The organism is Streptomyces sp. NPDC001157, from assembly GCF_053598255.1.
The window spans coordinates 1-25,793 of record NZ_JBSFJW010000066.1; the positions used below are offsets into that span (position 1 = coordinate 1).

General features: G+C 70.1%; 24 protein-coding genes and 1 tRNA gene. 6 read left to right on the forward strand and 19 right to left on the reverse strand.

Annotation, left to right across the window (positions count from 1 at the left end; genetic code table 11):
* Nucleotides 1-70 precede the first annotated feature (70 nt).
* A tRNA-Met gene (locus ACWDAG_RS46370) sits at nucleotides 71-144 on the reverse strand.
* Nucleotides 145-185: 41 nt separating this feature from the next.
* Entirely contained in the window at nucleotides 186-3,122 is a 2,937-nt protein-coding gene (locus tag ACWDAG_RS46375) for a UPF0182 family membrane protein (RefSeq protein WP_450701646.1), read from the reverse strand.
* A 165-nt stretch (nucleotides 3,123-3,287) separates the two neighbouring features.
* Between ACWDAG_RS46375 and ACWDAG_RS46380 the strand changes: the two genes are divergently transcribed.
* Complete coding sequence (locus ACWDAG_RS46380; protein WP_123967355.1) at nucleotides 3,288-3,830, forward strand: PPA1309 family protein; 543 nt, start codon at nucleotides 3,288-3,290, stop codon at nucleotides 3,828-3,830.
* A 19-nt stretch (nucleotides 3,831-3,849) separates the two neighbouring features.
* On the opposite strand, the gene ACWDAG_RS46385 is transcribed toward ACWDAG_RS46380, so the two are convergent.
* The 4 genes from ACWDAG_RS46385 to ACWDAG_RS46400 all read right to left on the reverse strand — a co-directional run bounded on the left by ACWDAG_RS46385 (nucleotide 3,850) and on the right by ACWDAG_RS46400 (nucleotide 7,007).
* Nucleotides 3,850-4,944 carry a YlbL family protein gene (locus tag ACWDAG_RS46385; RefSeq protein ID WP_450701628.1) on the reverse strand — a complete coding sequence of 365 codons (1,095 nt, stop codon included), beginning with the start codon at nucleotides 4,942-4,944 and terminating at the stop codon, nucleotides 3,850-3,852.
* Nucleotides 4,945-5,000: 56 nt separating this feature from the next.
* Nucleotides 5,001-5,132, reverse strand: a complete 132-nt coding sequence (locus ACWDAG_RS46390) for a hypothetical protein (RefSeq protein WP_398957665.1) — start codon at nucleotides 5,130-5,132, stop codon at nucleotides 5,001-5,003.
* A gap of 209 nt (nucleotides 5,133-5,341) precedes the next feature.
* The gene (locus ACWDAG_RS46395) at nucleotides 5,342-5,800 is read right to left on the reverse strand and encodes a molybdenum cofactor biosynthesis protein MoaE (RefSeq protein ID WP_450701629.1); all 459 of its coding nucleotides are present in this window, start codon (nucleotides 5,798-5,800) and stop codon (nucleotides 5,342-5,344) included.
* Nucleotides 5,801-5,894: 94 nt separating this feature from the next.
* Entirely contained in the window at nucleotides 5,895-7,007 is a 1,113-nt protein-coding gene (locus ACWDAG_RS46400) for an SDR family oxidoreductase (protein ID WP_450701630.1), read from the reverse strand.
* Between the two features lie 193 nt (nucleotides 7,008-7,200).
* Here ACWDAG_RS46400 and ACWDAG_RS46405 point away from each other — a divergent pair, with 193 nt between their 5' ends.
* Nucleotides 7,201-8,664 carry a zinc-dependent metalloprotease gene (locus tag ACWDAG_RS46405; RefSeq protein ID WP_450701631.1) on the forward strand — a complete coding sequence of 488 codons (1,464 nt, stop codon included), beginning with the start codon at nucleotides 7,201-7,203 and terminating at the stop codon, nucleotides 8,662-8,664.
* The gene (locus ACWDAG_RS46410; protein WP_450701632.1) at nucleotides 8,661-9,182 is read left to right on the forward strand and encodes an NUDIX hydrolase; all 522 of its coding nucleotides are present in this window, start codon (nucleotides 8,661-8,663) and stop codon (nucleotides 9,180-9,182) included. The genes ACWDAG_RS46405 and ACWDAG_RS46410 overlap by 4 nt, the downstream gene beginning before the upstream one ends.
* Before the next feature lie 64 nt (nucleotides 9,183-9,246).
* Here the strand turns inward: ACWDAG_RS46410 and ACWDAG_RS46415 are convergent, their stop codons facing one another.
* From ACWDAG_RS46415 to ACWDAG_RS46430, 4 genes are all read right to left on the reverse strand, one after another.
* Nucleotides 9,247-10,002, reverse strand: a complete 756-nt coding sequence (locus ACWDAG_RS46415; RefSeq protein WP_099931192.1) for an AIM24 family protein — start codon at nucleotides 10,000-10,002, stop codon at nucleotides 9,247-9,249.
* A gap of 18 nt (nucleotides 10,003-10,020) precedes the next feature.
* The gene (locus ACWDAG_RS46420) at nucleotides 10,021-10,701 is read right to left on the reverse strand and encodes an AIM24 family protein (RefSeq protein WP_450701633.1); all 681 of its coding nucleotides are present in this window, start codon (nucleotides 10,699-10,701) and stop codon (nucleotides 10,021-10,023) included.
* An 11-nt stretch (nucleotides 10,702-10,712) separates the two neighbouring features.
* Entirely contained in the window at nucleotides 10,713-12,359 is a 1,647-nt protein-coding gene (locus ACWDAG_RS46425; protein ID WP_450701634.1) for a TerD family protein, read from the reverse strand.
* Between the two features lie 117 nt (nucleotides 12,360-12,476).
* Complete coding sequence (locus ACWDAG_RS46430) at nucleotides 12,477-13,073, reverse strand: M48 metallopeptidase family protein (RefSeq protein WP_450701635.1); 597 nt, start codon at nucleotides 13,071-13,073, stop codon at nucleotides 12,477-12,479.
* A gap of 254 nt (nucleotides 13,074-13,327) precedes the next feature.
* Here ACWDAG_RS46430 and ACWDAG_RS46435 point away from each other — a divergent pair, with 254 nt between their 5' ends.
* Both ACWDAG_RS46435 and ACWDAG_RS46440 read left to right on the forward strand, forming a co-directional pair.
* On the forward strand, nucleotides 13,328-14,560 hold the full coding sequence (locus ACWDAG_RS46435; RefSeq protein WP_450701636.1) for a TOMM precursor leader peptide-binding protein: 1,233 nt from the start codon (nucleotides 13,328-13,330) through the stop codon (nucleotides 14,558-14,560).
* Nucleotides 14,553-15,917, forward strand: a complete 1,365-nt coding sequence (locus ACWDAG_RS46440; RefSeq protein WP_450701637.1) for an ABC1 kinase family protein — start codon at nucleotides 14,553-14,555, stop codon at nucleotides 15,915-15,917. Before ACWDAG_RS46435 ends, ACWDAG_RS46440 begins: the two co-directional genes overlap by 8 nt.
* Nucleotides 15,918-16,126: 209 nt before the next feature.
* Here the strand turns inward: ACWDAG_RS46440 and ACWDAG_RS46445 are convergent, their stop codons facing one another.
* The 5 genes from ACWDAG_RS46445 to ACWDAG_RS46465 form a co-directional block, all read right to left on the reverse strand.
* Nucleotides 16,127-16,336 carry a hypothetical protein gene (locus ACWDAG_RS46445; protein WP_450701638.1) on the reverse strand — a complete coding sequence of 70 codons (210 nt, stop codon included), beginning with the start codon at nucleotides 16,334-16,336 and terminating at the stop codon, nucleotides 16,127-16,129.
* Between the two features lie 134 nt (nucleotides 16,337-16,470).
* On the reverse strand, nucleotides 16,471-16,794 hold the full coding sequence (locus ACWDAG_RS46450; RefSeq protein WP_450701639.1) for a hypothetical protein: 324 nt from the start codon (nucleotides 16,792-16,794) through the stop codon (nucleotides 16,471-16,473).
* Nucleotides 16,791-17,159 (reverse strand): WhiB family transcriptional regulator, encoded by a 369-nt coding sequence (locus tag ACWDAG_RS46455; RefSeq protein ID WP_010984500.1) that lies wholly within the window; start codon nucleotides 17,157-17,159, stop codon nucleotides 16,791-16,793. The genes ACWDAG_RS46450 and ACWDAG_RS46455 overlap by 4 nt, the downstream gene beginning before the upstream one ends.
* A gap of 175 nt (nucleotides 17,160-17,334) precedes the next feature.
* Complete coding sequence (locus ACWDAG_RS46460; RefSeq protein ID WP_450701640.1) at nucleotides 17,335-17,658, reverse strand: hypothetical protein; 324 nt, start codon at nucleotides 17,656-17,658, stop codon at nucleotides 17,335-17,337.
* A gap of 166 nt (nucleotides 17,659-17,824) precedes the next feature.
* The gene (locus ACWDAG_RS46465) at nucleotides 17,825-20,020 is read right to left on the reverse strand and encodes an ATP-dependent DNA helicase UvrD2 (protein ID WP_450701641.1); all 2,196 of its coding nucleotides are present in this window, start codon (nucleotides 20,018-20,020) and stop codon (nucleotides 17,825-17,827) included.
* A gap of 183 nt (nucleotides 20,021-20,203) precedes the next feature.
* Between ACWDAG_RS46465 and ACWDAG_RS46470 the strand changes: the two genes are divergently transcribed.
* The gene (locus tag ACWDAG_RS46470; RefSeq protein ID WP_030929162.1) at nucleotides 20,204-20,446 is read left to right on the forward strand and encodes a mycoredoxin; all 243 of its coding nucleotides are present in this window, start codon (nucleotides 20,204-20,206) and stop codon (nucleotides 20,444-20,446) included.
* Nucleotides 20,447-20,487: 41 nt separating this feature from the next.
* Here the strand turns inward: ACWDAG_RS46470 and ACWDAG_RS46475 are convergent, their stop codons facing one another.
* The 4 genes from ACWDAG_RS46475 to ACWDAG_RS46490 form a co-directional block, all read right to left on the reverse strand.
* Entirely contained in the window at nucleotides 20,488-21,099 is a 612-nt protein-coding gene (locus ACWDAG_RS46475; protein ID WP_450701642.1) for a class I SAM-dependent methyltransferase, read from the reverse strand.
* 13 nt (nucleotides 21,100-21,112) lie between these two features.
* Nucleotides 21,113-22,057: an NAD(+) diphosphatase gene (gene nudC, locus ACWDAG_RS46480; RefSeq protein ID WP_450701643.1), complete on the reverse strand. Its 945-nt coding sequence runs from the start codon at nucleotides 22,055-22,057 to the stop codon at nucleotides 21,113-21,115.
* Nucleotides 22,058-22,213: 156 nt separating this feature from the next.
* Nucleotides 22,214-23,626 (reverse strand): dipeptidase, encoded by a 1,413-nt coding sequence (locus ACWDAG_RS46485; protein WP_450701644.1) that lies wholly within the window; start codon nucleotides 23,624-23,626, stop codon nucleotides 22,214-22,216.
* 10 nt (nucleotides 23,627-23,636) lie between these two features.
* Nucleotides 23,637-25,634, reverse strand: coding sequence for a PD-(D/E)XK nuclease family protein (locus ACWDAG_RS46490; RefSeq protein WP_450701645.1), 1,998 nt, complete (start codon nucleotides 25,632-25,634; stop codon nucleotides 23,637-23,639).
* Nucleotides 25,635-25,793: the final 159 nt, after the last annotated feature.

A 25,793-nucleotide genomic window follows, 5' to 3' on the forward strand; every position in this document is an offset into this window, starting at 1 on the left:
CCTCCCGGCCCACCACCGCCCCACCCCCCCCCCCCCCGGGACCTCGCCCCCCCCGCCCCATCGACTGCAGTAGCGGGGACAGGATTTGAACCTGCGACCTCTGGGTTATGAGCCCAGCGAGCTACCGAGCTGCTCCACCCCGCGTCGTTGTGTGGCAACCGTACCACGACGCGGGGCGGGCATGATCAGCCGCTGCCGGAGCTGCCGCTCGGGCTGGGACTGCTGCTCGGGCCAGGGCTGCTGCTGCTCTTGTTGCCGCCGCCACTCGCCTTGCCGGCCTTGGACTGCGCGTCCTCGGCCCGCTTGAGGGCGTCCTGGAGGTCCTTCTGCGCCTGGCCGTACGCCTGCCAGTCGCCCTTCTTCAGGGCTTCCTGGCCGGCGTCGAAGGCCTTCTGGGCGTCGTTCAGCGCTTGCTGGACCGTCGGGTTGCCGGACGTCGGCGGTGGGTTCGTTCCCGTGTCGGACGGCGGCGTGGTCGAACTCTCCGCTCCGAAGACCTTGTTGAGGGCCTGGTCCAGGGTGTTCTCGAAGGCGGTGTTGCCTCCGTAGGTCACCAACACCTTGCGCAGCAGGGGGTACTTGAGTCCACCACCGCGTACGTAGACCGGCTCCACGTAGAGCAGTCCTCCGTCGAGCGGCACCGTCAGCAGGTTGCCGTACTCGATGTCGGAGTCGCCGCCCTTGAGGAGCTTGATCGCCGCGGCGATGTTCTGTTCGGAGTTGAACTTGCTCTGTACCTGTTTGGGTCCGTCGACGGTCGTGCTCGTCGGCAGTTTCAGGATTCTGATCTTGCCGTAGTCACTGGTGCTCGCATCGGCGTCGACCGCCATGAACGCACTGAGGTTGTCCCGTCCGTTCGGAGTGAAGGTCGTCGTCAGCGAGAACGCCTGCGAGGACTGCCCGGGCATCTTCATGCTCAGGTAGTACGGCGGCACCGCGTTGCCCGACTTGTTGGTCGGGTCGTCCGGCACCTGCCACACCTCGCTGCCGGTGAGGAAGGTCTGCGCGTCCGTCACGTGGTAGCGGCTGAGCAGCTCGCGCTGCACCTTGAACAGGTCCTGCGGGTAACGGAAGTGGGCCTGCAGCTCGTGCGAGATGTCCTGCTTCGGCTTCACCGTTCCCGGGAACGCCTTCATCCACGTCTTCAGGACGGGGTCCGCGGTGTCCCACTGGTAGAGCTTGACCTCACCGGTGTACGCGTCGACGGTCGCCTTCACCGAGTTGCGGATGTAGTTGACCTGGTTCTGCTGGGCCACCACCGCGCGGTTGGTGTTGGTCGCGGTCAGCGAGTCGGCGGTGGTGTCGCCGAGGGTGGTCCGGGAGGCGTACGGGTATCCGTTCGTCGTCGTGTAGGCGTCGACGATCCACTGGATGCGGCCGTGCACCACCGCCGGATAGGCGTCGCCGTCGATGGTCAGCCAGGGCGCGACCGCCTCGACGCGCTCCTTGGGGGTGCGGTTGTACAGGATCCGCGAACCCTTGCCGATCGCCCCGGAGTAGAGCATCTGCGGCTCGTTGAACGCGACCGCGTAGGCGGCCCGGTTGATCGGGTTGGCGAGGTTGACGCCGCTGTTGCCCTTGTAGCTGGTGGTCTTCTCACCGCTGTCGTCGGAGTAGTCGATCTCCTGCTGGGGACCGCCGACGATCGAGTAGGTGGTGGTCTTCTCGCCGTAGTAGATCTGCTGCTTGTACTTCCCGAGGTCGCCCGTGGACGGCAGGTCGGACTCGGTGAAGACGGGCTGGCCGTCCTCGACCTCGGTGCCCTTGGCGGCGACCACTCCGTAGCCGTGGGTGTAGCGGAAGTGGTCGTTGATCCAGTTGTTCTTCGGAATGCCGTTGAGGTTCAGCTCGCGCAGACCGATGACGGTGTCCTGCTCCTTGCCGTCCTTGCTGTAGCGGTCGACGTCCAGGTTGTTCGGGAACGCGTAGTAGTTCCTGATCTGTTGGAGCTGCTGGAAGGTGGGCGAGACGATGTTCGGGTCCAGGATGCGGATGCTCGCCGCGTCGTCGACGCCGTCGCGCAGCTTCGTCTTGTCCTTGGTGGTGCTCGTCCCCGAGTAGTCGGTCACCTTGGTGTCGTCGATGCCGTACGCCTGACGGGTCGCCTTGAGGTTCTTCTGGACGTACGGCGATTCCTTGGCCTGCTCGTTGGGCTGGACCTGGAACTTCTGGACGATCGCCGGGTAGAGCCCGCCGATGAGGATCGCCGAGAGCACCATCAGGCCGAAGCCGATCATGGGCAGCTGCCAGGTGCGGCGCCACAGGGTGGCGAAGAACAGCAGCGCGCAGATGACGGCGATGCAGAACAGGATCGTCTTCGCCGGCAGATAGGCGTTCGCGTCGACGTACCTGAGGCCCGTCCAGTTGTCCGTCGCCTTGAAGTCGCTGGACTTGACCGCGAGGCCGTACCGGTCGAGCCAGTACGCGACGGCCTTCAGCGCGACGAAGACACCGAGCAGCACCGACAGATGACCGGTCGCGGCGGCGGTGGCGCGCGCGCCCGGGGAGGTGATCCTCAGGCCGCCGTACAGGTAGTGGGTGAGCGCGGCGGCGATCAGGGAGAGGATCGCGGCGGCGAAGCCGAAGCCGAGCAAAAAGCGGTACCAGGGCAGGTCGAAGGCGTAGAAGGAGACGTCGAGGTGGAACTGCGGGTCCTTCTGGTGGAAGGGCACGCCGTTGACCCACATCAGCCAGGTGCGCCACTGGCTCGACGCCGAGGCGCCGGCGATCAGACCGACCAGGGCGGTGATCGCGAGCAGCAGCCAGGTCTTGTACGGGGCGATGCCCATCCGGTAGCGGTCGAGGCTCTGCTGCTCCATGGACATGGCGCTCAGCGGCGGTCGCAGCCGGTGCGCCAGCCAGATGTTGAAGCCGACCGCGAGGGCCATCAGCAGACCGAAGACGAAGAACAGTCCGATCTTGGTCCACAGGGTGGTGGTGAAGACGGACGAGTACTTCACGGAGCGGTACCAGAGCCAGTCCGTCCAGAAGCCCGCGAACATGGTGAACGCCATGCCGAGGACGGCAAGGACGCCCAGGGTCATGAGCAGGGTCCGGACTCGCCGGGACGGGCGGCCCACTCTGATCCGTGGCCCCGTCGGGCCTCCGCCGCGGTCCGGCATCTGGAAAGCCAAGGTGCGCACCTCGAAGTCGCTGTCGGTTCGTCAGGCCCCCGCGTGTTCGTGAGCCCCTCCGTGGCCCCCGTGATCGCGGGCCCACACCTATGCAACTTACTCACCGTTTACTCGGTTCCCGATTCCGGCCATGAACGAGGCAGGATTGTGACCATGTCCAACACTCCCATGGCAGCGAGCCCGCTCACCCGGGCCGTACTCGAGATCGACGAGTACACCTCCGGCCTCGGCTGGGACCAGCCCGCCCGCCTCTTCGCCCTCGTAGACACCGCTCGGCTGCGGTCCCAGGAGCCCGCGCTCGCGGCTCAGCTGGGCCTTGCGGACGAGCCCGACACCACCGGTCTCACCCCGGTCGAGCAGGACGAGATCCCGGCCGGCAAGCCGCTGGACGAGTTCCTCGCGACGATCGCCTGGCCCGACGCGGTGGCCGGCTGCGCGCTGACGGTGGAGCGGCTGATGCTGCCGCCGTCCGCCGAGTCCCAGGTCCCCGAGGGACTGGACGAGGCCGGCCTGGCGAAGTGGGTGGCCGGGCACCCGGACCGCCAGGAGGTCCGGATGACGGTGGCGGTGCTGCGCGACGGTGCCCGTGACTCGGCGCTGCGGCTGCGCGAGAAGGACACGCCGACGGAGGTCCTCACGGGCTCCGACCTGGTGCCGGGCCTGGCTCAGGCGCTGGCCGCGACCTTCGAGGAGTAGGCCCTCGTAGCTCTTCGGGCTACTTGGCCGTGCACTTCGGCAGGGCGGAGGTCTTTCCGGTGCGGATGTCCTTCAGCGCGCCGAGGGCGTCCTCGATGGTGTTCACCTTGACCAGGGTGAGCCCGCTGGGGGTGTCCTTGGCGGCGGCCTTGCAGTTGTCGGCCGGTGTCAGGAAGTACTGGGCGCCCTTGTCGCGCGCGCCGACCGTCTTCATCTCGATGCCCCCGATCGGTCCGACCTTGCCCTTGTCGTCGATCGTCCCGGTGCCGGCCACGAACTTGCCGCCGGTCAGGTCGCCCGGGGTGAGCTTGTCGTAGATGCCGAGCGCGAACATCAGACCGGCGCTCGGCCCGCCGACGTCGGCGAGCTTGATGTCGATGGTGAACGGGAACGTGTGATCGGTCCCCGCGGAGATCCCGACGATGGCGCGCTTGCTGCCGCTGTCGTCGGAGGTGGTGGTCGTGATCGTGATGTCCTGGGTCTTCGTCGCCGTGGTGTTCTTCTTCTCGGCGGCGGCCTGCTCCTTGGCGGGCACGACCGTGAAGTCGACCTTCTGGCCGGGCTTGTGCTTGGTCACGAGCTTGGCGACGTCGGCGGGCTGCTTCACGGCCGTACCGTCGACGGCCTTGATCACGTCTCCGGCGTGCAGTTTGCCCTGCGCCGGGGAGCCCTTGACCACGGTCGAGACGATCACCCAGCTCTTCACCGGGATGCCGAGTTCCTTCAGGGCTGCGACCTTGGCGCTCTCCTGGGACTGGCTGAACTCCTCGGCGTTCTCCTGCGTGGACTGCTCCTCGGTCTTGCCGTCCGGGTAGAGCGTGTCGTGCGGCACGACCTTGCTGTCGTGGGCCAGCCAGCCGTAGACGGCCTCGACGAGGTTCATCTTGTAGTCGGCGCTGGTGACCCGCACGGTGGTCATGTTCAGGTGCCCGTCGGCCGCATAGGTTTTGCGTCCGGAGATCTGCAGCACCGGCTCGCCGTCGTGATCCCCGAGCGTGTTCACCGTCGGTCCCGGGGACATCTCCGAGTACGGCACGGGGATGAAGACTCCCGCGCACAGGAGCGCGATCAGCATCAGGGTGGAGGCGAGCATCGTCGCGGTGCGGCGTGGCATGCCAAGACAGTACGGGAAGGTCCTGTCAGCGCACCGTCAGGCCCACCTCTGTCATGTCACGTACGGGAGGGGGGCTTCTCCATGGCCTCCCGGAAGCGGGCGTACCCGTCGAGCTCGGGCCCGTCGCCGCGGACCTTGCGGGTCCGGTTGGCCCAACTGCCCCACAGACCTGCACCGATCGCTGCCATGAGCGGAATCAACAACCACAGGAGCGCCCCCATGCCGACCTCCCGACCCCAGTGAGCGACCGCAAGAACTGACTGATCAGCAGATTAACCAGTCACACTGAGAACGCTGACGCCAGGGGTGCGGTTACGCAACCCGGGTGTGGCGCAGGGGGCTCAGCAGGCCGCCACCCGCCCTCCCGTCGCCCGACCACCCCCCCTCAACGACGGCGCTACGCGCCGACCCATTCGTCTGTCCCGTCGGAGAAGGTCTGGTGCTTCCAGATCGGCACCTCGTGCTTGAGGTCGTCGATCAGCTTCCGGCAGGCCTCGAAGGCCTCGCCCCGGTGCGGACACGAAACGGCGACGACCACGGCGAGATCCCCGACGGCCAGGTCACCGACCCGGTGAACGGCGGCCAGGGCCCGCACCGGGTACCCGGCGACGACCTTCTCGGCGATCCGCCGCATCTCGGCCTCGGCGCTGGGGTGGCACGAATAGCCGAGCCGGTCGACATCGGCTCCCCCGTCGTGGTTCCGCACGGTTCCCACGAACAGCGCGGTCCCGCCGGCGGCGTCGTCCCCGACGGCCCGGAAGACCTCGTCCAGGGAGAGCGCGGTGTCACGGACGGCGATCAGCTTGATGGGGTCCTGCGCTGTCTGCTCGCCGGGGTGGTCGTTGGTGGGTGCCATGCCTCCATCGTGCCGCACGCCTCTGACAACCCGGAACAGACGATTCACCCGGCACGCGCGTGTGCGGGCTTGGAGTCTCCTACAAGGCTCGCTCTCAGATGCGGCGCCGTGCCTTGCGGGCCCTGCGCACCACGGCCGCCGCGCCCAGCAGCGCCACCGTCGCACCCGCGGCCCCGGCCGCCGTCGCGTCCTTGCGGCCCAGCCGCCGACCGGCGACCGTGTGCCTGCCGGAGACCTCCTCCAGGAGCTCCGCGAGCACTTCCTCGTTGGTCCACTGCGGCCGCCAGCCCGCGTCGTGCAGACGGCTTCCGCTAACCACCCAGGGGTACATCGTGTACGCCAGGTCCCCGGCCGGGGACGGTGTCAGGCCGATCCGGTGCAGCCGGGCCGCCGCCCCCAGCGCGACAGCCGACGGCAGTTCCATCCGCCGGATCCCGCTGAGCTCCTCGACCTCCTCCTGCTCCAGCCACCCCTCGCACCCCACCGTGAGTTCCCCGTCGACCTTCTCCAGGACGGCGTACTCCAGGGCGCTGCACAGGTCCTCGACGTGGCAGAACTGCCAGGCGGGCCGCGACCCGGCGACGACAAGCAGCCGGGGCGACTCGAAGTACCTGGTCAGCGCTGTGTCGGTGCCTCCTACGAGCACCGCGGGCCGTACGACGGTGACATTGAGTCCGGGATGCGCGCGCGGCGCACGCCGGGCGAGGCGCTCGATCTCCAGCAGGTCCCCGACGCCGGTGGCCTCGGCCGTGGCCCGCAGCTCCGCGTCCTCGGACAGCGGCAGCTCGTTGTCGGGCAGCGCCCCGTACACCATGGCGGACGTGCACAGCACGACCCGGTGGACACCGGCCGCGGCGGCAGCCGTCAGCACGGTCTGTGTCCCCCGCACGTTGTAGGCCGACCGGGCGGCGGGATCGGTCTCCAGATCCAGATCGAGCGCCAGGTGGACCACCACGTCGGCGCCTCGCAGCTTGTCCGCGATGGCCGGATCCCGGACGTCCAGGATGTGCCACTGCGCCCCCGCGCACTCACCGCGCCGCTCGTCGATGGCGATGACCTGCTTGATCTCGTCCGAGGCGACGAGCCGTTCGGTGAGCAGGGCACCGATGCCGGACGCGGCGCCGGTGACCGCGACGACGGGCCCGCGCGTGGCGGAACTGGTTGACTCGTTTCGCGCTGCGCGAACCTGCGGATCTGGGGAACTCACCGGGCGTCTCCAGCGGTTGTCTTCAGTACGAACGCGAGTGACGCGTCCGTACCAGGTGGCATCCATCCTGCCGCAGGCCAAGAGTCGGCGAAGCACCGAGGCCCGAACCGCCCATGGTGTCTACGCTGGGTGGTGTTATCGGGCAGTCGCGCCGTCGGAGAGAGACCGGCGGCCTTACCAGCCGAGGAATCCCGTGAGTGACACCCCATTCGGATTCGGCCTTCCGCCGGAGGAGCCGGAAGACGGCGACGAGGGCAAGAAGAAGGACCAGGAGAGCGGTGGTGGTCAGGGACCGGCCAACCCGTTCGGTTTCGGCGGGCTGCCGGGGGCCGGAGGCTTCGGCGGCCCCGGTGCGGACAATCCGCTCGCTGCCATGTTCGGTTCGCTGAACCCCACCGACCTGGGCGCCGCCTTCCAGCAGCTGGGCCAGATGCTCTCGTACGAGGGCGGTCCGGTGAACTGGGACATGGCCAAGCAGATCGCCCGCCAGACGGTCTCCCAGGGCTCCCCCGACGGCACCAAGGACGCGAGTGTCGGCGCCGCCGAGCGCACCGCGGTCGAGGAGGCGGTCCGCCTGGCCGACCTGTGGCTGGACGACGCGACGTCGCTGCCGTCCGGTGCCGGCTCCGCGGTGGCGTGGTCTCGCGCGGAGTGGGTCGAGGCGACTCTGCCCGCATGGCAGGAACTCGTCGACCCTGTGGCCGAACGTGTGGGCGCGGCGATGGGCGACGTGCTGCCGGAGGAGATGCAGGCCATGGCGGGCCCGCTGATCGGCATGATGCGCTCCATGGGCGGCGCGATGTTCGGCACGCAGATCGGGCAGGCCGTCGGTGTGCTCGCGGGCGAGGTCGTCGGTTCCACCGACATCGGTCTGCCGCTCGGGCCGGTCGGCAAGGCCGCGCTGCTCCCGGTGAACGTCGAGACGTTCGGCAAGGACCTGGGCGTGCCGAAGGAGGAGGTGCGGCTGTATCTCGCCCTGCGCGAGGCCGCCCACCAGCGTCTGTTCGCGCATGTGCCGTGGCTGCGTTCGCACCTGTTCGGCGCGGTCGACGGGTACGCGCGCGGGATCAAGGTCGACACGGCCAAGCTGGAGGACGTGGTCGGCCAGTTCGACCCGCAGAACCCGGAGCAGTTGCAGGACGCCCTCCAGCAGGGCATGTTCCAGCCGGAGGACACCCCGGAGCAGAAGGCGGCCCTGGCCCGTCTGGAGACGGCCCTGGCGCTCGTCGAGGGCTGGGTGGACGCGGTGGTGCACGCGGCGGCGAAGCCGCGTCTGTCGTCCGCGGACGCGCTGCGTGAGACCCTGCGCCGCCGCCGTGCGACGGGCGGGCCCGCGGAGCAGACGTTCGCCACGCTGATCGGCCTGGAGCTGCGCCCGCGCCGCCTGCGCGACGCCTCCCGCCTGTGGGCGTCGCTCACGGACGCGCGCGGAGTCGACGGCCGGGACGCCCTGTGGTCCCACCCGGACATGCTTCCGACGGCCTCCGACCTTGACGACCCGGACGGCTTCGTGCACCGCGAGCAGCTGGACTTCTCCGAGCTGGACAAGATGCTGGGCGAGGCGGCGGGCGGCGGCTCGGCACAGAAGCCGAACCTGCACAAGGACGACGCTTCGCACGACGACAAGGACGACGACAAGGGCGACGACACCGAGTGAGCCTGTACGACGACGCGGTCCTCGTCCTGAAGGGGTACGAGGACCAGGAAGAGCTGCGCCAGGCGTATCTGGATCACTTGGCTGCCCATCCGGACGGCATGTGGAAGGCCTGTCAGGCCGGTCATGTCACGGCGAGCGCCCTGGTGATCGATCCCTCCCGTGAGCGGGTTCTGCTCACTCTGCACAGGAAGCTGCGGATGTGGCTGCAGATGGGCGGCCACTGCGAGCCGGGCGACGCCACTGTGGAGGCCGCGGCACTGCGCGAGGCGACCGAGGAGTCCGGGATCGCGGGACTGACGCTGCTTCCCGGCGGCCCGGTGCGGCTGGACCGGCATCCCATTCCGGCGCCCTGCCACTGGCATTTCGACGTCCAGTACGCCGTCCTGGCGCCGTCCGGGGCGGTCCACGAGATCAGCGACGAGTCCCTCGACGTGCGCTGGTTCGCCTACGACGAGGTGGCGGACGTGGCCGACGAGTCGGTCGTACGGCTGCTGGAAGCGACGCGCGCGAGGCTGTGAGCCTCGGCAACACGTAAGGGGCGCCCGCACCGGCGGGCGCCCCTTACGTTCGTTTTCCGGACCCTCAGCTCCAGACGTTCCCCTGGTTCTGTGCCCGCGCCCCGTGCTGCCCCATGCCGTACTGCGCGGCGAGCCCCTGCCCGATCTGGGCGTTCTGCGGCGGCAGCAGCTCGCTCGGCTGGACGAGCGCGTAACCGCTGCCCATGAAGCTGAGCTCCCAGCCCTCACCGGTGTTTCCGCGGCGCCGCCACACGCCCGAGGAGTGCGTCTGGGCCTGCATCTGGACGCGCAGCCCGGTCGACCAGGCGACGATCGCGTCGGCGTCGCAGTTGACGTACTTGTCGGGCGTCACCTGCATCATCAGCGGCGCACCCGAGGTCATCAGGGCGACCTTGCCGCGGCCGGTGATGTTGAGCTGGTACTTCCCCGAGCCGGAGATGCCGTAGAGGCTGTCGACGGCGATGACCTCGTGGTGCAGCGAGGAGTCCATCGCGAGGACGTAGCTGCTGTCGACGGTCAGGCCGTCCTGCTCCACGTCCACCACGTGGATGTGCTGCGCGAGGTTGGCGAAGTAGACCGTGCCCTGCCCGTGGCAGCGCATCAGGCTGAGGCCCTCGCCGGTGTGCGCACGCGCGCGTGCCTGCTGGTTGCTCCGGTACTCGGCGTCGAACTCGACGAGCCCCTGGTAGGCGACCATGGTGCCCTTGCGGGCCAGGATGTCGTCGTGGCCCTCCAGGGTGACGCGCAGCATCTGCTTGTTCTGCAGGCTGTAGCGCTCCTGGGACTGCGAGTCGTTGAAGGCGAAAAGCGGACTCTGCATAGTGTCTCTGGCTCCCCCTCAGCCCCGGAACCGCAGGCGGTCGGTGCTGTCCTCGCTGGGCTGGACGACGACGATGCCCTGACCGGAGAAGGCCATCTGGTAGGCCTCGCCGCTGCCGCGGCCGATCAGCGACTGCGCCTTGAAGCTGCGCTTGCCCTTCACCTTGAGGTTCGGGGACCAGGCGACGAGCGCGTCGGGGTCGACGTACGTCTCGTCCTCGCCGCCACCGCAGTCGACGACGATCGGCTTGCCCCGGGAGGTCAGCGCGACCCAGCCCTGCCCGGAGATCTTGGTGTTCCACAGGCCCTGCCCGGCGAACTTCGCCAGCCCCTTGACCCGCTCGACTCCCCAGGTGAGGTGGGCGTCGAAAGCGAGCAGGTTGGTGGCGTTGACGGAGATCCCGTCGCCGTTGAGGTTGATCACGACGACGTTCGCGCCGTAGTCGGCGAGGTAGAGCAGTCCGTCGCCGGTGCACTTCATCAGGGGCGCGCCCTCGCCGGTGATCCAGTCACGGGCGATCTGGCGCACGGCCGGCGGGTTCGGCTCGTACTGGATGAAACCCTCGTACGCGATCATCGAGCCCACGCGCGCGAGGATGTCGTTTCCGCTCTGCATGGCGACCTTCAGCATGTGGTCGCCGTGGGTCTCCATGCGGGCGGTGACGGGTGCGGGGGCGTAGCCCGCGAGTGGCTGGTTCATGACGGGCTCCCTCAGACCTCGTACGGCTGGACGACGATGAAGTTGCCGGGCGCGCCCCGGAACTGCAGGTTGACGCTCTCGCCGGTGTCGCCCGGGTAGGCGTTGCGGCGCATGCGGACCTGGCTGGAGACGATCACCTGGGAGGCGGCTGACCAGGCCACGACGGCGTTGGCGTCGGCGAACGTGGTCGGCGTGACCGGCAGCACCACGGGCGTGCCGTGCGTCTTGACGACGATCGTCCCCGTGCCCTGGAACTGCATCGTGAACAGCGCGCCCCCGGGGATGCCGTGGCCCTCGATACGGCGGACCTCGTACTGGAGACCCTCGTCGAAGGCGAGGACGCTCTCGGCGGAGACGCAGATCGCGTCGCCCTGGAGCTCGATGGGGTGCAGATAGGTGGCGTTCTCGGCGAGGAAGACCTGGCCTTGGCCGGTGCAGCGCATCAGCTGCATCTCCTGGCCGGTCGCATTGCCCACGATCCGGCCCGCGAAGCCGGCGCCCTTGTAGCCGAAGTCGACCTTGCCCTGGTAGAGCACCATGCTGCCCTGCCGGGCGAGCACGGGCTGGCCGCCGATACCGAGGTCGACACGGATCAGCTTGCTGTTCTGCTGCGTCCAGCGCTGCCCGGTGGGTGTCTCCTTGAACATCTGGAGTGCCGCGGTCACCCCGGCGCCGCCCTGGGGGGCGCCCTGAGGCGCGCCGTAGGGCCCCTGCTGCCCCGGGACCTGCCCGAACGGCGGCTGCTGGCCGTAGCCGGGCGGCGGGCCCGGGGCGTGCGGGGCCTGCGGAGCCGGGGGCTGGCCGTAGCCGGGCGGTGGCGGCGGGCTCTGGCCGTACGGCTGCTGCTGGGGCGGCTGGCCGTAGGGCGCGGGCGCGGGGGCCGGCGGGTGCACCTGGCCGCCGCCGGGAGGGGACATGGGCGCGACGATGGTGGGCGCGGCGTGCACATTCGGTGCGGGTGCGGGTGCCGGGGGCGGAGTCGGTCCCGGGGGCGGCGCGAAGCCCTGCGGGGCCGGGGCGGGCGCGGGGGCCGGAGCGGGGGCGGACGGGGCGCCGAACACCGGCGGGGCGAAGCCGGGAGCGGCTCCGCTCTGGGGCTGCTGCGGAGCAGGCGCCGCAGGTGCCTCCTCCTCCATGACCTCGCCGCCGAAGTTCTTCAGCAGCGCCTCGAGGCCGCCGTCGAAGCCCTGCCCGACGGCTGCGAACCGCCACACGTCCTTGAGGTAGAAGTCGCCCAGCATGACGGCCCGTTCGGTGGAGAACTCCGAGCCGTTGAAGGCGTACCGGGCCACCTCCTCGCCGCCCGCGACGATACGGATGTACCCGGGAGCGATCTGCGACATCTGCCCGGCACCGTCGAGCGTCGCCGTGAACGACAGCTTCTGGATCTGCGCCGGGATCCGGTCGAGCGTGACCCGGAAGGCCTCCGTGTCGCCCGCCTGGCCACCCAGGAGCTGGATGGACTCCTCGGGAGACTTCGGCTGGTTGAAGAAGACGAAGTAGCGGTCGTCCGAGAGCCGTTCGTCGGCGTCAAGACCGAAGCAGCTGATGTCGAAGGTCAGTCCGGGGCCGCTGATCTGCACGCCTACATACAGATCGGTGCCCGCGGTGAGGTCACTGATCCTGGCCTTGTGGCCGCGTTGGAATTCCCTGGCCATGCGTAACGACCGTCCCCCATCCCGAATGTGAGTGCGTCGCGCCAGGTTAACGGCTAACTCGGACACCGGATGAAGTCGGTACAGACCCGGTACACAACCACCGCCCCACAGCGGCCGTCACTCCCCACGAGCCCCCGGCAGGTGCGGCAACCGTTCGGCGGCGACCACTCCTTCGAGGTAACCCCGGGCCCGTTCCGTGCGCGGATACGCCTCCAGGAGCCGCCAGAAGCGGGGACCGTGGCCCGGCACCAGCAGATGCGCGAGTTCATGGACGAGGACGTAGTCGACGACGTACTCGGGCATGCCCTGCAGCCGGTGCGACAGACGAATACTGCCCTCCGCCGGGGTGCACGAGCCCCAGCGCGTGTTCTGGTTGGTGACCCAGCGCACCGAGGTGGGCCGCGCGCGACCGTCGAAGTACTGGACGGACAGCCGCTCGGCGCGCTCCGCCAGCTCGTCGTCACCGAGGACCCGTTTGCTCTCCTGGGCGGCCAGCTTGTCGAGCATGACGGTCACCCAGCGCTGCTCCTCCGCCTCGGACATCCGGGCAGGGATGAGCACGACAGTGCGATCGCCCTCGCGGTACGCGGAGACCGTCCGGCGTCGACGGGAGCTCCTGCGGACCTCGATCGCGCTCGCCCCCGAGCCGCTCGGCGGCTGGCTCGTCGTGCTGCGCTGTGGCAATCCGGCGCGGTGCAGTGGGTCGGCGGGCACGCCCCGACGTTACCCGCTGCACACGGGGGAAGTCCCGACTCCTGGACGGTTCCGCCTCGATCCGCCACCAAGCGTTTGATTTATACGACGAATATCCACCGCCTGTGGACAACTTTCCGCACCTGTCCGCCCGTCCGGGCATGCTGGTTCCCGCCGGAACAGCCGCGACGGACCGTCGACCGACCATCGACGGGCCCGCCGACCGAGCTCCACCGGCGGACGGGAATGTTCTACGAGGGCTACGGGGGCCTGTCATGGATGCGATGGTTCCGCTCGCGCCGATCGTGAAGCCCGCGCTCAGGCGCGGCTGGCGCGATCTCAACACCGTGCAGTTCGGGATGGCACCGGCGCACGCACTGACACTGGGGCCGATGGACACGGCAACAGGCAGCTTTCTCGACCTGCTCAACGGCACCCGCGGACTGCCTCTCCTGCGCGAGGAGGGACGCCGTATGGACCTGCCCGACGGTCATGTCGACAGACTGGTGGAGCGGCTGGCACGGGCCGGCCTCCTGGACGACGCAAAGGGCGGCGGGCCCGCCGTCGAGGCCCTGCGCCGGAAGAAGGACGTCCTCGCCCGGCTGCGCCCGGACCTCGCCTCACTGTCCCTGACCACCACCGAACCGGGCGACGCGATCAGCCGCCTGGCCGCGCGCCGCTCACTGCGGGTGCAGGTGCGGGGTGCGGGCCGGGTGGGCTCGGTGCTGGCCTCGCTGCTGGCGGGCGCCGGCATCGGAGAGGTCGACGTGCGGGACGTCGGCCGGGTCGAGGCGGGCGACGTGGCGCCGGGCGGACTGCCCGCCGAGTCCATCGGCGACCGCAGGGACGAAGCCGCCCGTCAGGCCGTACGCCGGTCCGCCCCGGACCGCCCAGCACGCCGCGGCAACACGACTCCGCCCCCGGACGCCGAGCCCGGGTTCTCCCTGGTGATCCTCGCCCCACGCGACGACGTCGCCGTCCACGCCCCCGCCCCGTCCACCGCCGAACCCCTGATCGCCTCGGGTACGCCGCATCTGTACGCCGGTGTCGTGGAGGCGACCGGCGTCGTCGGACCCCTCGTCCTGCCCGGTGAGACCGGCTGCGCGGGCTGTCTGCACGAGGGCCGCACCGACCGGGATCCGGCCTGGCCCCGGCTGGTCGCGCAGTGGCGCTCCGGCGCGCCCCGCCAAGCACGGCCCTGCGACTTGACGCTGGCCACGGCGGTGGCCGGGCTGGCGGCCGCACACGCGCTCGCGTTCCTCGACGGCCGGGTCCCGACGAGTGCCGGAGCCCGCTGGGAGGTCTCTCTGCCCGCTCTGACCTGGCATGCCCGACCTGTCTGGGCGCATCCGGCATGCCCCTGCGGGGCCGCGGAGAAAGGTAAGGGAGAACACACCTCCGAGGACGAGGGGTCACACGAGACAATGGCGGGGCAACGGTCGCCGAAGGAGCTGAGTCGTACGGCAGAAGCGGCGCGGCCGGCAGGGACTTGGAGGGCGCATGTCTGATCTTCCGCGCAAGGCGGTCACCCGGACCGCCAAGCTCGCCGCGCTCCCGCTCGGCTTCGCCGGACGGGCGACCTGGGGACTCGGGAAGCGGATCGTCGGCGAGTCCGCGGAGATCGTCGGCCGCGAACTGCAACAGCGCACGGCGGAGCAGTTGTTCAAGGTGCTCGGCGAGCTCAAGGGCGGGGCCATGAAGTTCGGTCAGGCCCTGTCGGTCTTCGAGTCGGCGCTGCCCGAGGAGGTCGCCGGTCCCTACCGTGCGGCACTGACGAAGCTGCAGGAGGCGGCGCCGCCGATGCCGACCAGCACCGTGCACCGCGTGCTCGGCGAGCGGCTCGGCAAGGACTGGCCCGACCTGTTTCTCGAGTTCGAGGACAAGCCCGCCGCCGCGGCCTCGATCGGACAGGTCCACCGCGGGGTGTGGCACGACGGCCGCGAGGTGGCGGTCAAGGTGCAGTACCCGGGGGCCGGCGAGGCCCTCCTGTCGGACCTGAACCAGTTGAGCCGTTTCGCCCGCCTGCTGGGCCCGCTCATCCCCGGCATGGACATCAAGCCTCTGATCACGGAACTCAAGGACCGGGTCTCGGAGGAACTGGACTACGGTCTGGAGGCCCAGGCCCAGCAGGCGCATGCCGCGGAGTTCACGGACGATCCGGACGTGGTGGTGCCGGGTGTGGTCCACCAGTGCGAACAGGTCCTGATCACCGAGTGGATCGACGGAATCCCTCTGTCGGAGATCATCTCGGACGGCACCCTGGAACAGCGCGACCGAGCCGGTCAGCTCCTGGCCCGCTTCCTCTTCTCCGGCCCCGCCCGCACCGGCCTGCTGCACGCCGACCCGCACCCGGGCAACTTCCGACTGCTGCCCGGCGGCCCGGGCGGCGAGGACGACTGGCGGCTGGGCGTCCTGGACTTCGGCACAGTCGACCGCCTCCCGGGCGGCCTGCCGACCCCCATCGGCGACTCCCTGCGTATGACCCTCGACGGCGAGGCGGAGGCCGTCTACGAACTCCTCTGCACGGAGGGCTTCGTCAAGGAATCGATCGAGCTGGACCCGAGCGCCGTCCTCGACTACCTGCTGCCGATCATCGAACCGGCCCGGGTCGACGAGTTCACCTTCACCCGCGGCTGGATGCGCGGCCAGGCGGCCCGCATCGCCGATCCCCGCTCCCCGGCCTACCAGTTGGGCAAGCAGCTGAACCTGCCTCCGGCGTACCTCCTGATACACCGGGTGACATTGAGCACAATCGGCGTGCTGTGCCAGCTGGGGTCGACGGTGCGACTGCGGGAGGAGTTGGAGGAGTGGCTTCCGGGGTTCGCCCTGGAAACCACTGAGGAGGAGTCGGCCGCGGAGGCTTGATCGGGCTGCCGGGCTGCCTGTTTGCGGGCTCCGCGGCGTGGGTTGGCGGGCTGGGTGCTGTGGGCTGCCGGGGTGGGGGCTGGCATGGGGTGGCCGACTCGGGCTGGTCGGCTCGGCTCGGGCCGGCCGGCGCGCTGTGGACTGGGATGTGGGCTGCGGGGCTGCGTGTCCGAGGGGTGGGGCGGGGGGGAGGCCCCAGAGGAACGGTCTCACCACCAGGCCGAGTCCAGCCGCCCCTCGATCGCCCTGAGATTCTCCCGCGAGCAGTCGTCGCAGAAATACTGACGGACGCCGCTTTCCACGGAACAGGTCCAGGTGGGCTGCGGGCCCTCCGCCCGGGCACCGCAGCGGCCGCACATCAGGGGTTGGGGCTCCGCGGCAGGGCCTGAGTCGTCACTGCCTCCGGGAAGACTCGTCACCCGGTGACGATAACGCCGCGGTGAGTGGATCGCGGGCACAACGCACCGCGGGGGCCGGTCCGTTCGGACGGACCGGCCCCCGCGGGGAGCTACTGCCTCCCGGTTCGGGAGGCCACCGCTTCAGGTGTGATCGGTTACTGCATGACCGCCATGGCGAGCGCGCGGCGGGCACGCCGCGAGGCGCGCTCGGCCCGGCGCTGCATCCGGCGGGCGCTCGCCAGGCGCACTGCCTGTCGTTCCCGCTCGGCCTCACGCAGTAGGTCGTGCATATGCGCACGAGCCAGGGCTTCTTGGAGGAGTTGCATCTCTCGGGTCCTGTTCTGACGCGAGCCCGTCGCGCCTGTGGTGGTGAAATCTTCGATCGCGGAGCCGGCGGGCTCGTTGGTGGACGGCTTCATCGGGGCCTGCTTCTTGGGGTCGTTCGTGAGGGGACGGTCGATGGTTCCGGCGATGTTCATGCTGTGACCGGGTTCTTGCGCGGGCGGCCACGCGGCCGCTTCCGGGCGACGACGACACCCTGGACGAACAGCTCGCCACCCCAGACGCCCCAGGGCTCACGCCGCTCCTTGGCGCCGGCGAGGCAGGCCTCGATCAGCGGGCAGGTGCGGCAGAGGGACTTGGCGTACTCGACGTCGGCCGGCGACTCGGCGAAGAAGACCTCCGGGTCGTAGGAGCGGCAGGGGACGGGTACGCCGAGGTTCTCGATGGCGTCGTCGAGCGCGGTGAGCGCAGTGAGCGGGATCAAGGTGGAGTCCTCCGTGAGGCCGGGCGGGGGGATCGTTTCGGAAGGCGGTACGGACGGGGCGTGCGCTTCGAGTTGCACGGTTCGTCTTCCTCGTCTGGTCGTTCCGGCCCTGTTGGACCGGGTGGCGGCTGGTACCGGGTTCAGCTGTTGTCCCGAGGCCCCTTCGCTCCGTCGTCCCCGTTCGGGGCAAACAGAAGGGCCGCGGATCCCGGATGGGGTTCCGCGGCCCTGAAGGCGCCGGCCTGATCGACGATCAGGCTGGATCACTCCAGGGTTCTGGCCCACGGAAGGCCCACATCAGGTGGTGCTGCGTCGTCTGCTTCCGGCTTCCGGCACCGGCCGCCGTAAAGGCATAGGCCTGCGCCTGTGCCACTACTGCTTCCAGTGCCTTGGTCGGTCGCTCATTGCGCTCACGGTTGGGAAGAACCGCGAGAGAAACGGGGGCGGACGCCAGGCGACCGGCACGAATGCCGGACAGACCGGTGCCCTGGTTCGAGGCGCCGAGCATGCACGTGGAGACGACCGAGCGATCGGTCAGTTTGGCGGTGCTGATGGAGCTGGTGCTGATGCTGATCACTTCAATCGCCTCCTCTCGGCGTCTCGGGGGACTGGGGGTGAGCCAGTCCGACGGATATGCAAGTAGAACACGGAATCGGGGCCTCCGAGAAGGCCTCCGTCCCCGTGGCTAAGAACCTATGGGGATTGCTGGGGCATGCGCAAACTATTTTTTCGACGAGTTTGAATCAGTCCCCTTCGTCCTGTTCTCCGGGCTCGCGGCCTGCGCAGAGGGCCAGGACTTCGGCCCCGTAGCGGTTGAGTTTGCGTACGCCGACGCCGGGGATCCGCGCCAGTTCACCCTCCTCGTCGGGGGCGGCTTCGGCGATGGCCATGAGTGTCTTGTCGGTGAAGACGCAGAAGGCGGGCTGTCCGCTGCGCTGCGCCTGGTCCGCGCGCCACTCGCGCAGTCGCTCGTAGAGACCCTCGTCCATGTCGGTGGGGCAGTCCTCACAGCGCATCAGCTTCATCTCGCCGGCGTCGGTGAGGGTGCGCCCGCACACCCGGCAACGGGCCGGGGTGCGCTGTGTACGCCGGGGCACGGCGTGCGGTCTGGTGGTGAAGCCTCGCTCGACGCCCCCTGCGCTGCTCGCCGCGGTGCGGCCGACGGTGGCGGTGGAGCCGGGTCGCAGCCCGTCGAGGAAGCGGCTGGGACGTCGGTTCGGGCGGCCGCCGGGTGAGCGGGAGAGTGACCAGGAGACGTAGAGGCGCTCCCGGGCCCGGGTGACGCCGACGTAGAGGAGGCGGCGTTCCTCCTCGATCTGCTCGTCGGTCTTTGCGTAGGTGATCGGCATCATGCCCTCGGCGACGCCGACCAGGAAGACGACGTCCCACTCGAGGCCCTTGGCGGAGTGCAGGGAGGCCAGGGTGACGCCCTGGACGGTGGGGGCGTGCTGGGCGCCCGCACGCTCGTCGAGTTCGGCGACGAGGTCGCCGAGGGTTGCGCCGGGTTTGGCGGCGGCGAAGTCGTGGGCGAGGTTCACGAGGGCGGCGAGGGAGTCCCAGCGCTCTCGGACCGCGCCGGAGCCTGCCGGGGGCTGAGGGGTCCAGCCTTCCCCGGACAGCACTGCGCGGACCTGGGAGGGCAGGTCCACGGCGTCGTCGAGGAGGGAGTCGTTGCCGCCGAAGCGTGCCGCGCCGCGCAGGGCGACGCCTGCCTTGCGTACTTCGGGGCGGTCGAAGAACCGCTCGGCGCCGCGCAGCTGGTAGGGGACTCCGGCGTCGGCGAGGGCCTGTTCGTAGGTCTCGGACTGGGAGTTCGTCCGGAACAGGACGGCGATTTCGCTGGCGGGGACGCCGGCGTCCATGAGTTCGCGGATGCGGCGGGCGGCGCCTTCGGCTTCGGCGGGTTCGTCGGTGTACTCGGTGTAGCCGGGTTCGGGGCCGGGGTCTCGTTGTGAGATCAGTTCGAGGCGGTGGTCGGCTGCGCGGCCTCGGGCCTGGGCGAGGAGGCCGTTGGCGAGATGGACGACCTGGGGGGTGGAGCGGTAGTCGCGGACGAGTTTGACGACGGTGGCTCCGGGGTGGCGGGTGCGGAAGTCGAGGAGGTGGTCGGGGGTTGCTCCGGTGAATGAGTAGATCGTCTGGCTGGCGTCGCCGACGACGCACAGGTTGTCCCGTTCGCCGAGCCACAGTTCGAGGAGGCGCTGCTGGAGGGGGCTGACGTCCTGGTACTCGTCGACGACGAAGTGCTGGTACTGGGCGCGGACCTGGTCGGCGATGTCGTGCCGGTCCTGGAGGATGGCGACGGTGAGCAGCAGGACGTCCTCGAAGTCGATGACGGAGCGGTCCCGTTTGAGGTCTTCGTAGACGGAGTAGAGCTGGGCGATCTCGGCCGGGTCGCGGGGGGTGTCGCGGCCGGCTTTGGCGGCGGCGGGGGCGTAGTCGGCGGGGACGGTCTGGGTGACCTTGGACCATTCGATTTCGGCGGTGACGTCCCGCAGTTCGCCGCGGTCGAGGCGGATGCGGCAGGCGGCGGCCGCGTCGGCGACGAGTTGGATCTTGCGGTCGACGAGTCGGGGCATGGAGCCGCCGACTGCTTTCGGCCAGAAGTACTGGAGCTGGCGCAGGGCGGCCGAGTGGAAGGTGCGGGCCTGGACTCCGGCGGCGCCGAGGTGGCGCAGCCGGCCCCGCATCTCGCCGGCGGCGCGGTTGGTGAAGGTGACGGCGAGCACGCTGGAGGGCTGGAGGATTCCGGCGCGGACTCCGTAGGCGATGCGGTGGGTGATCGCTCGGGTCTTGCCGGTTCCGGCGCCGGCCAGGACGCACACCGGTCCGCGCAGGGCGGTGGCCACCTCGCGCTGTTCGGGGTCGAGCCCTTCGAGTACGGCATCGGGGGTGTCCGGTACCTGCGGGAAGAGCGTGGAGTGCGTTGCTGCTGTCACATGGCCATGCTGCCAGGTCGCCGGAGGCGGGTGCGGTGGTTGTCCACAGGCAGGTACCTGTAGTCGTACTAATGCGGCAGGCGTCACGTCGGGTGCGGTACCGCGTGTGGGAATGGTGGCTCTTTCAAGTACGTTCCATCACTGCGACCAAGCATCCCCGAGCAGCTGAGGAGCGCGAGAGACATGCCGGGCACTGTGACGATGTACAGCACCACGTGGTGTGGCTACTGCCGTCGGCTGAAGAGTCAGATGGATCGTGAGGGCATCACGTACAACGAGATCAACATCGAGCAGGACCCGGATTCCGCGGCGTTCGTGGAGAAGGCGAATGGCGGAAACCAGACGGTGCCGACGGTGCTGTTCCCGGATGGTTCGACGCTGACGAACCCGTCGTTGGCGCAGGTGAAGCAGAAGATCGGCGCGTAGGCGCTGCACGGTTTTGTTCGGAGGGCGGTTCCTGGGTCGGTTCAGGAACCGCCCTCTTGTGGTTTGTCCCACACTGCGGTGTAGCGCCACAGCAGTCGGCGGCGGAAGCGGCAGCCGGGCAGCAGGCGGTGTGCCGCTTTGCGGATCTCTCCCCAGTGCATGGCCGAGTCCTTGACGGGCATGCCGGCCGGGCCTCGTTTGCCGCCGCGCAGCCGTGCGTTCAGCAGGCTCGCGGGCAGGCCGCAGCCGCTGATCACCCAGTCCAGGGCGGTGTGGTTGTACGCCATTCCGACGATGACCAGTCGGCCGCCGGGGGCGAGCAGGCGTACCAGGCCCTGTACCGCGTCCTCGAACCGTGTGTGGTGGACCACGGCGACGGCGCTGACGAAGTCGTACTTGCCCTCGGGGAGGATCTTGTCGTCGAGGTAGTCGCCCTCCTGGAAGGTGACGTTGTGCGGTGTCTGTTCGCGGGCCAGCCGGATCATTTCCGGTGAGCGGTCCACGCCGGTCACCGATTCGGCTTTCTGTGCCAGCTTGCGTGCGAGGAGCCCGTCGCCGCATCCGACGTCCACGGCCGCCCGGCAGCCGTCGGGGACGGCTGCGAGGACGACGGGGTGGTAGTGGACGTTGTGGTTCCAGTACGGGTCTGTCATCGCGGCGTCCGGCTCAGACGAAGCTCCTCGTGGGCAGGGGCTTGCCGTACCACATCTCGATCAGGCGGGCGGCGATGGAGATGCCGTAGGGAGGCAGTACCTCGCCGGCTTCGAAGGCGGCGCCCAGTTCGTCCCGGGAGAACCAGCGGGCTTCGTGGATCTCGTCGCCGTCGACGTTGATGTCGGTGGAGGTGGCGCGGGCCATGAAGCCGAGCATGAGGCTGGACGGGAAGGGCCAGGGCTGGCTGGCGACGTACTCGACCGGGCCGACGGTGATGCCGGCCTCCTCGAAGACCTCACGGCGTACCGACTGCTCGATGGACTCGCCGGGCTCGACGAAGCCGGCGAGTGTGGAGAAGCGGCCTTCGGGCCAGTGCACCTGGCGGCCGAGCAGGATGCGGTCCTCCTCGTCGGTGACGGCCATGATCACGGCGGGGTCGGTGCGGGGGTAGTGCTCGGCGCCGCAGGCGGAGCAGCGGCGGATGTGGCCGGCTGCGGCGATGACGGTGCGCTCGCCGCAGCGGGAGCAGAACCGGTGGGTGCGCTGCCAGTTCTCCAGGCCGACCGCGTGCACCATGAGGCCGGTGTCGCGGGGTGACAGGAGGAGGCCGGCCTCGCGCAGGCCGGCGGGGCGTGCCGACTGGTCGATGCGGCCGGGCAGGGCGTCCTTCTGGAGGGCGAAGTAGCTGACGCCGTCCTCGTCGGTGCCCAGGAAGTAGCGGTGGGCCTCGGTCAGGGGAGCCTCGAAGGAGGGGGTCATGACGAGTTCGGTGCGGCCGTCGGCCGTCTCGTCGATGAGGACCTGGCCGCCGGAGACCACGAAGCAGCGGGTCGTGGGGTGGCTCCATGCCGCTGCGAGCCAGGCCTCGTCGAGGCGGTGGTGGGCTGCGCGGTCGATGCCGCTGGGGGCGGTGAGAGAGATGGGGCGGTCGGCGGTGTGGTCGGTCCAGGTGGTCACGGGTGCTTCCAACTCCCCCAGTGGAACGGATTGTTTCGGCGGGTGGTACGGCGGGACGGACGGCGGCAGGCGAACGGATCCGGCTGGGCTGGGCGGTGCGGGGCGGCCCTTTCAGTGTGCCCCGCGCGCGGTGCCGCTACGGCCGGCGCGGGGCTCTCAGGGCGCATGGCGCCAGGTCTCGGCGAGGTCGGCCCACAGGTACGCGCTGGTCTCGACGCCCTTGAGGAGCAGGTCGAGTTCGACTTTCTCGTTCGGGGCGTGCCAGCCGTCGGAGGGGACGGAGATACCCAGGAAGAGCACGGGTGCCTTGAGGACTTCCTGGAGGTCGGCGGCGGGTCCGGAGCCGCCCTCGCGGGTGAAGCGGACGGGCTTGTCGAAGGCACGGCCCATCGCGCGGACTACGGACTGCAGGGCGGGGTGGTCCAGCGGTGTCAGGCACGGGCGCGTGGCGGCGGCGAACGTGATCTCGTACCGGATCCCGGCCGGCACCTGTTCGGCGGCCCAGGTGCGGACGGTCTTCTCGATGTGGTCGGGGTCCTGGCCCGCGACCAGGCGGAAGGAGAGCTTCACCATGGCCGTGGACGGGATGATCGTCTTGCTGCCGGAGCCCTGGTAGCCGCCGCCGATGCCGTTGACCTCGGCGGTGGGGCGGGCCCAGATGCGCTCCAGGGTGGTGTGTCCGGCCTCTCCGTGGGTGGCGCGTGACTTGGCGGTGCGCAGCCACTGCTGCTCGTCGAAGGGCAGTTCGGCGAAGAGTTCGCGTTCGCGGTCGGTGAGTTCGACGATGCCGTCGTAGAAGCCGGGGATCGCCACGCGCGCGTGCTCGTCGTGCAGGGCGGCGACCAGGCGGGCTGCGGCGGTGGCCGGGTTGGGGACGGCGCCGCCGAAGGAGCCGGAGTGGATGTCCTGGTCGGGGCCAAAGAAGTGGATCTCACACTCGGCGAGGCCGCGCATGCCGGTGCACACGGTGGGGGTGTCCTCGGACCACATGCCGGTGTCGGAGACGATCACGGCGTCGGCGGCGAGCCGGTCGGAGTGCTGTTCGACGAGGCTGCGGAAGTTCGGTGAGCCGGACTCCTCCTCGCCTTCGATCAGCAGCTTCAGGTTGACTGCGGGCGCGGTGCGGCCGGTGGCGGCGAGGTGGGCGCGGACGCCGAGTGTGTGGAAGAACACCTGGCCCTTGTCGTCGGCCGCCCCGCGCGCGTGGAGACGGTTTTCGCGGACGACGGGTTCGAAGGGGTCGCTGTCCCAGCCGTCCTCGCGGGCGGCGGGCTGCACGTCGTGGTGGCCGTAGACGAGGACGGTGGGTGCCGCGGGGTCGGTGGCGGGCCACTCGGCGAAGACGGCCGGGGCGCCCGGTGTCTCCCAGACCTCCGCGGTCGTGAAGCCGGTGTCCTTGAGTTTGGCGGCGAGCCAGTCTGCGCTGCGTCGTACATCGGGGGCGTGGTCGGGCTGGGCCGACACGGACGGGATCCGCAGCCACTCCGCGAGGTCGTCGAGGAAGGCGGCGCGGTGCTGCTCGATGTACGTACGGACGGCGCTGACGGCACTGTCAACGGGCTGGCTCATGGTCACGAGCCTATCGGCCCGCACTGACATCCTCGGTGGGCGGTTCCTCACAGTTTGCTTCGGCGGCCGGTTCGTCCAGCAGCAGCCGCTCCAGTGCGGACCGGTCCGGCAGGCCGTCCGGTCGTACAACCTCACCAGTGCGTACGTAGAGGAACGCGGCGTTGACGGACTCCAGGGGCACTCCCTGCTGCTCGGCCCAGGCGAGCCGGTACAGGGCGAGCTGGAGGGGATCGGCGGTGCGCGAGTGGCTGGTCTTCCAGTCGACGATCTCGTACGTCGTCCCGTCGCCGTCGTCCTCCTTGTAGACGGCGTCGATGCGGCCCCGGACCACACGGCCGGCGAGGGCGAGCTGGAAGGGCACCTCGACGCGGTGAGGTGTGCGGTGGGCGTACTCGGTGCGTTCGAAGGCGTCCTTGAGGGCTTCCAGGTCGCGTTCGTCGGCGATCTCGGTCTCGCTGCCGGGCAGTTCCTCGGGTTCCAGCATCGGAAGGGTCAGTTCTTCGAAGCGGGCCTCGACCCAGGCATGGAAGCGGGTGCCCCGGCGTGCGGCGGGTTGCGGGGGGCGCGGCATGGGGCGTGCGAGTTCCTGCGCGAAACCGTCCGGGTCGGTGGCCAGGCGCAGCACCTGGGAAGCGGTCAGGGACGCGGGGAGGGGGACGTCCGTGACGGCCTTCCGGGCGCGCAGGAGTTCGCCGGTGAGGGCGTCGAGGTCGCGGTCCCAGGAGGCGAGGGTGCGAGCCTCCTCCGGGGTGAGGCGGGTGGGGGCGGCGGCACGGGGGCGCCCAGGGGTGGTGCGGGCGCGCTCGGCAGCGGTTTCCGTCGTGGCGGGGTGCGGGCGTGCGCCCTTGTTCCCGGTTGCCTCCGGGGCCGCTGCCTGGTGCGGGACGGTCGGGCGGTCCGTGGACCAGGCGTCCCAGTCGCCCGGGTCCTCCTCCGCGAACGGATCCTCCTCGGCGAACGGATCCCCCTCTTCGTACGGCATGTCCTCGTCGTCCGGCGGCGGGGGCCACTCCGGGTCGTCGTGGCTGTCCGGGTCGTGTGTGGCGGCGGGGTGGCCGTCCTCGTGGGAGGCGAGGTCGTCCAGGTGGGCGAGGACTGTTTCGGCGGCCGTCCGGCGCCGGGCCAGGGATGCCTCGTCCAGTGGCAGGGGCCAGACCTGGTCGGCGGTCGCCGCGTGCAGGGCCGGGTTCTCCTCGCCTTCGGCGGGTTCGTCCGCCCACGCCTCGATCTCGCCGTGTCCGGCCGCGCAGTGGTCGTGGAGGGCCCGCAGGAAGTCGGAGGGGCCGCGCGGCTTCTTCTGGCTGGGGCCCCACCAGTGGCCGGAGCCGAGGAGGAGGGAGCGAGGGCGAGTGAAGGTGACGTAGCCGAGGCGGAGTTCCTCCGTGTGCTGGTGTTCCTTCATGGCCTCCTGGAAGGCCTTGAGGCCCCGGGAGTCCCAGGCGTCCACGTCGGGCAGGGTGTCGGCGTCGCCGCGCAGTTCGTGCGGCAGGACCTTGCCCTGGGCGGTCCACTTCTCGCGGCCCTGGGTGCTGGGGAAGGTGCCGGTCACCAGGCCGGGGACGGCGACGACGTCCCACTCCAGGCCCTTGGACTTGTGGGCGGTGAGGACCTTCACGGTGTTCTCGCCGCCGGGGAGGGCGTTGTCGAGGCCCTTCTCGTACTGGGCGGCGGTGCGCAGGAAGCCCAGGAAGGCGAGCAGGGTGGCCTCGCCGTCGCCGGCGGCGAAGGAGGCGGCGATGTCCAGGAAGTTGGAGAGGGTCTCGCGGCGGCGGGCGGCCAGGGCGTGCGGGGACGCCGACAGCTCCACCTCCAGGCCGGTCACGGCGAGGACACGGTGCAGGACGTCCATGAGCGGGTCGGCCAGCGAGCGGCGCAGGTCGCGCAGTTCGGCGGCCAGGCGGGCGAACCGCACGCGTGCGTCCGGGGAGAAGGGCAGCCTGTCGTCCTCCTGTTCGGCGTCGAGCGGCATCTCCAGGAAGGTGTCGAGGGCGTCCGCGAGCGAGGTCACCTCGGAGGGGTCGACTCCTTCGACGGCTTCGGCGAGCCGGCGGTCGCGGTCGTGGGGGGGGGGGGGGGGGCGGGGGGGGGGGGGGGGGGGTGGGGGGGGGGGGGGGGGGGGGGGGGGGGGGGGGCGGTGGGGGGGGCGGGGGGGGGGGGTTGGGGGACG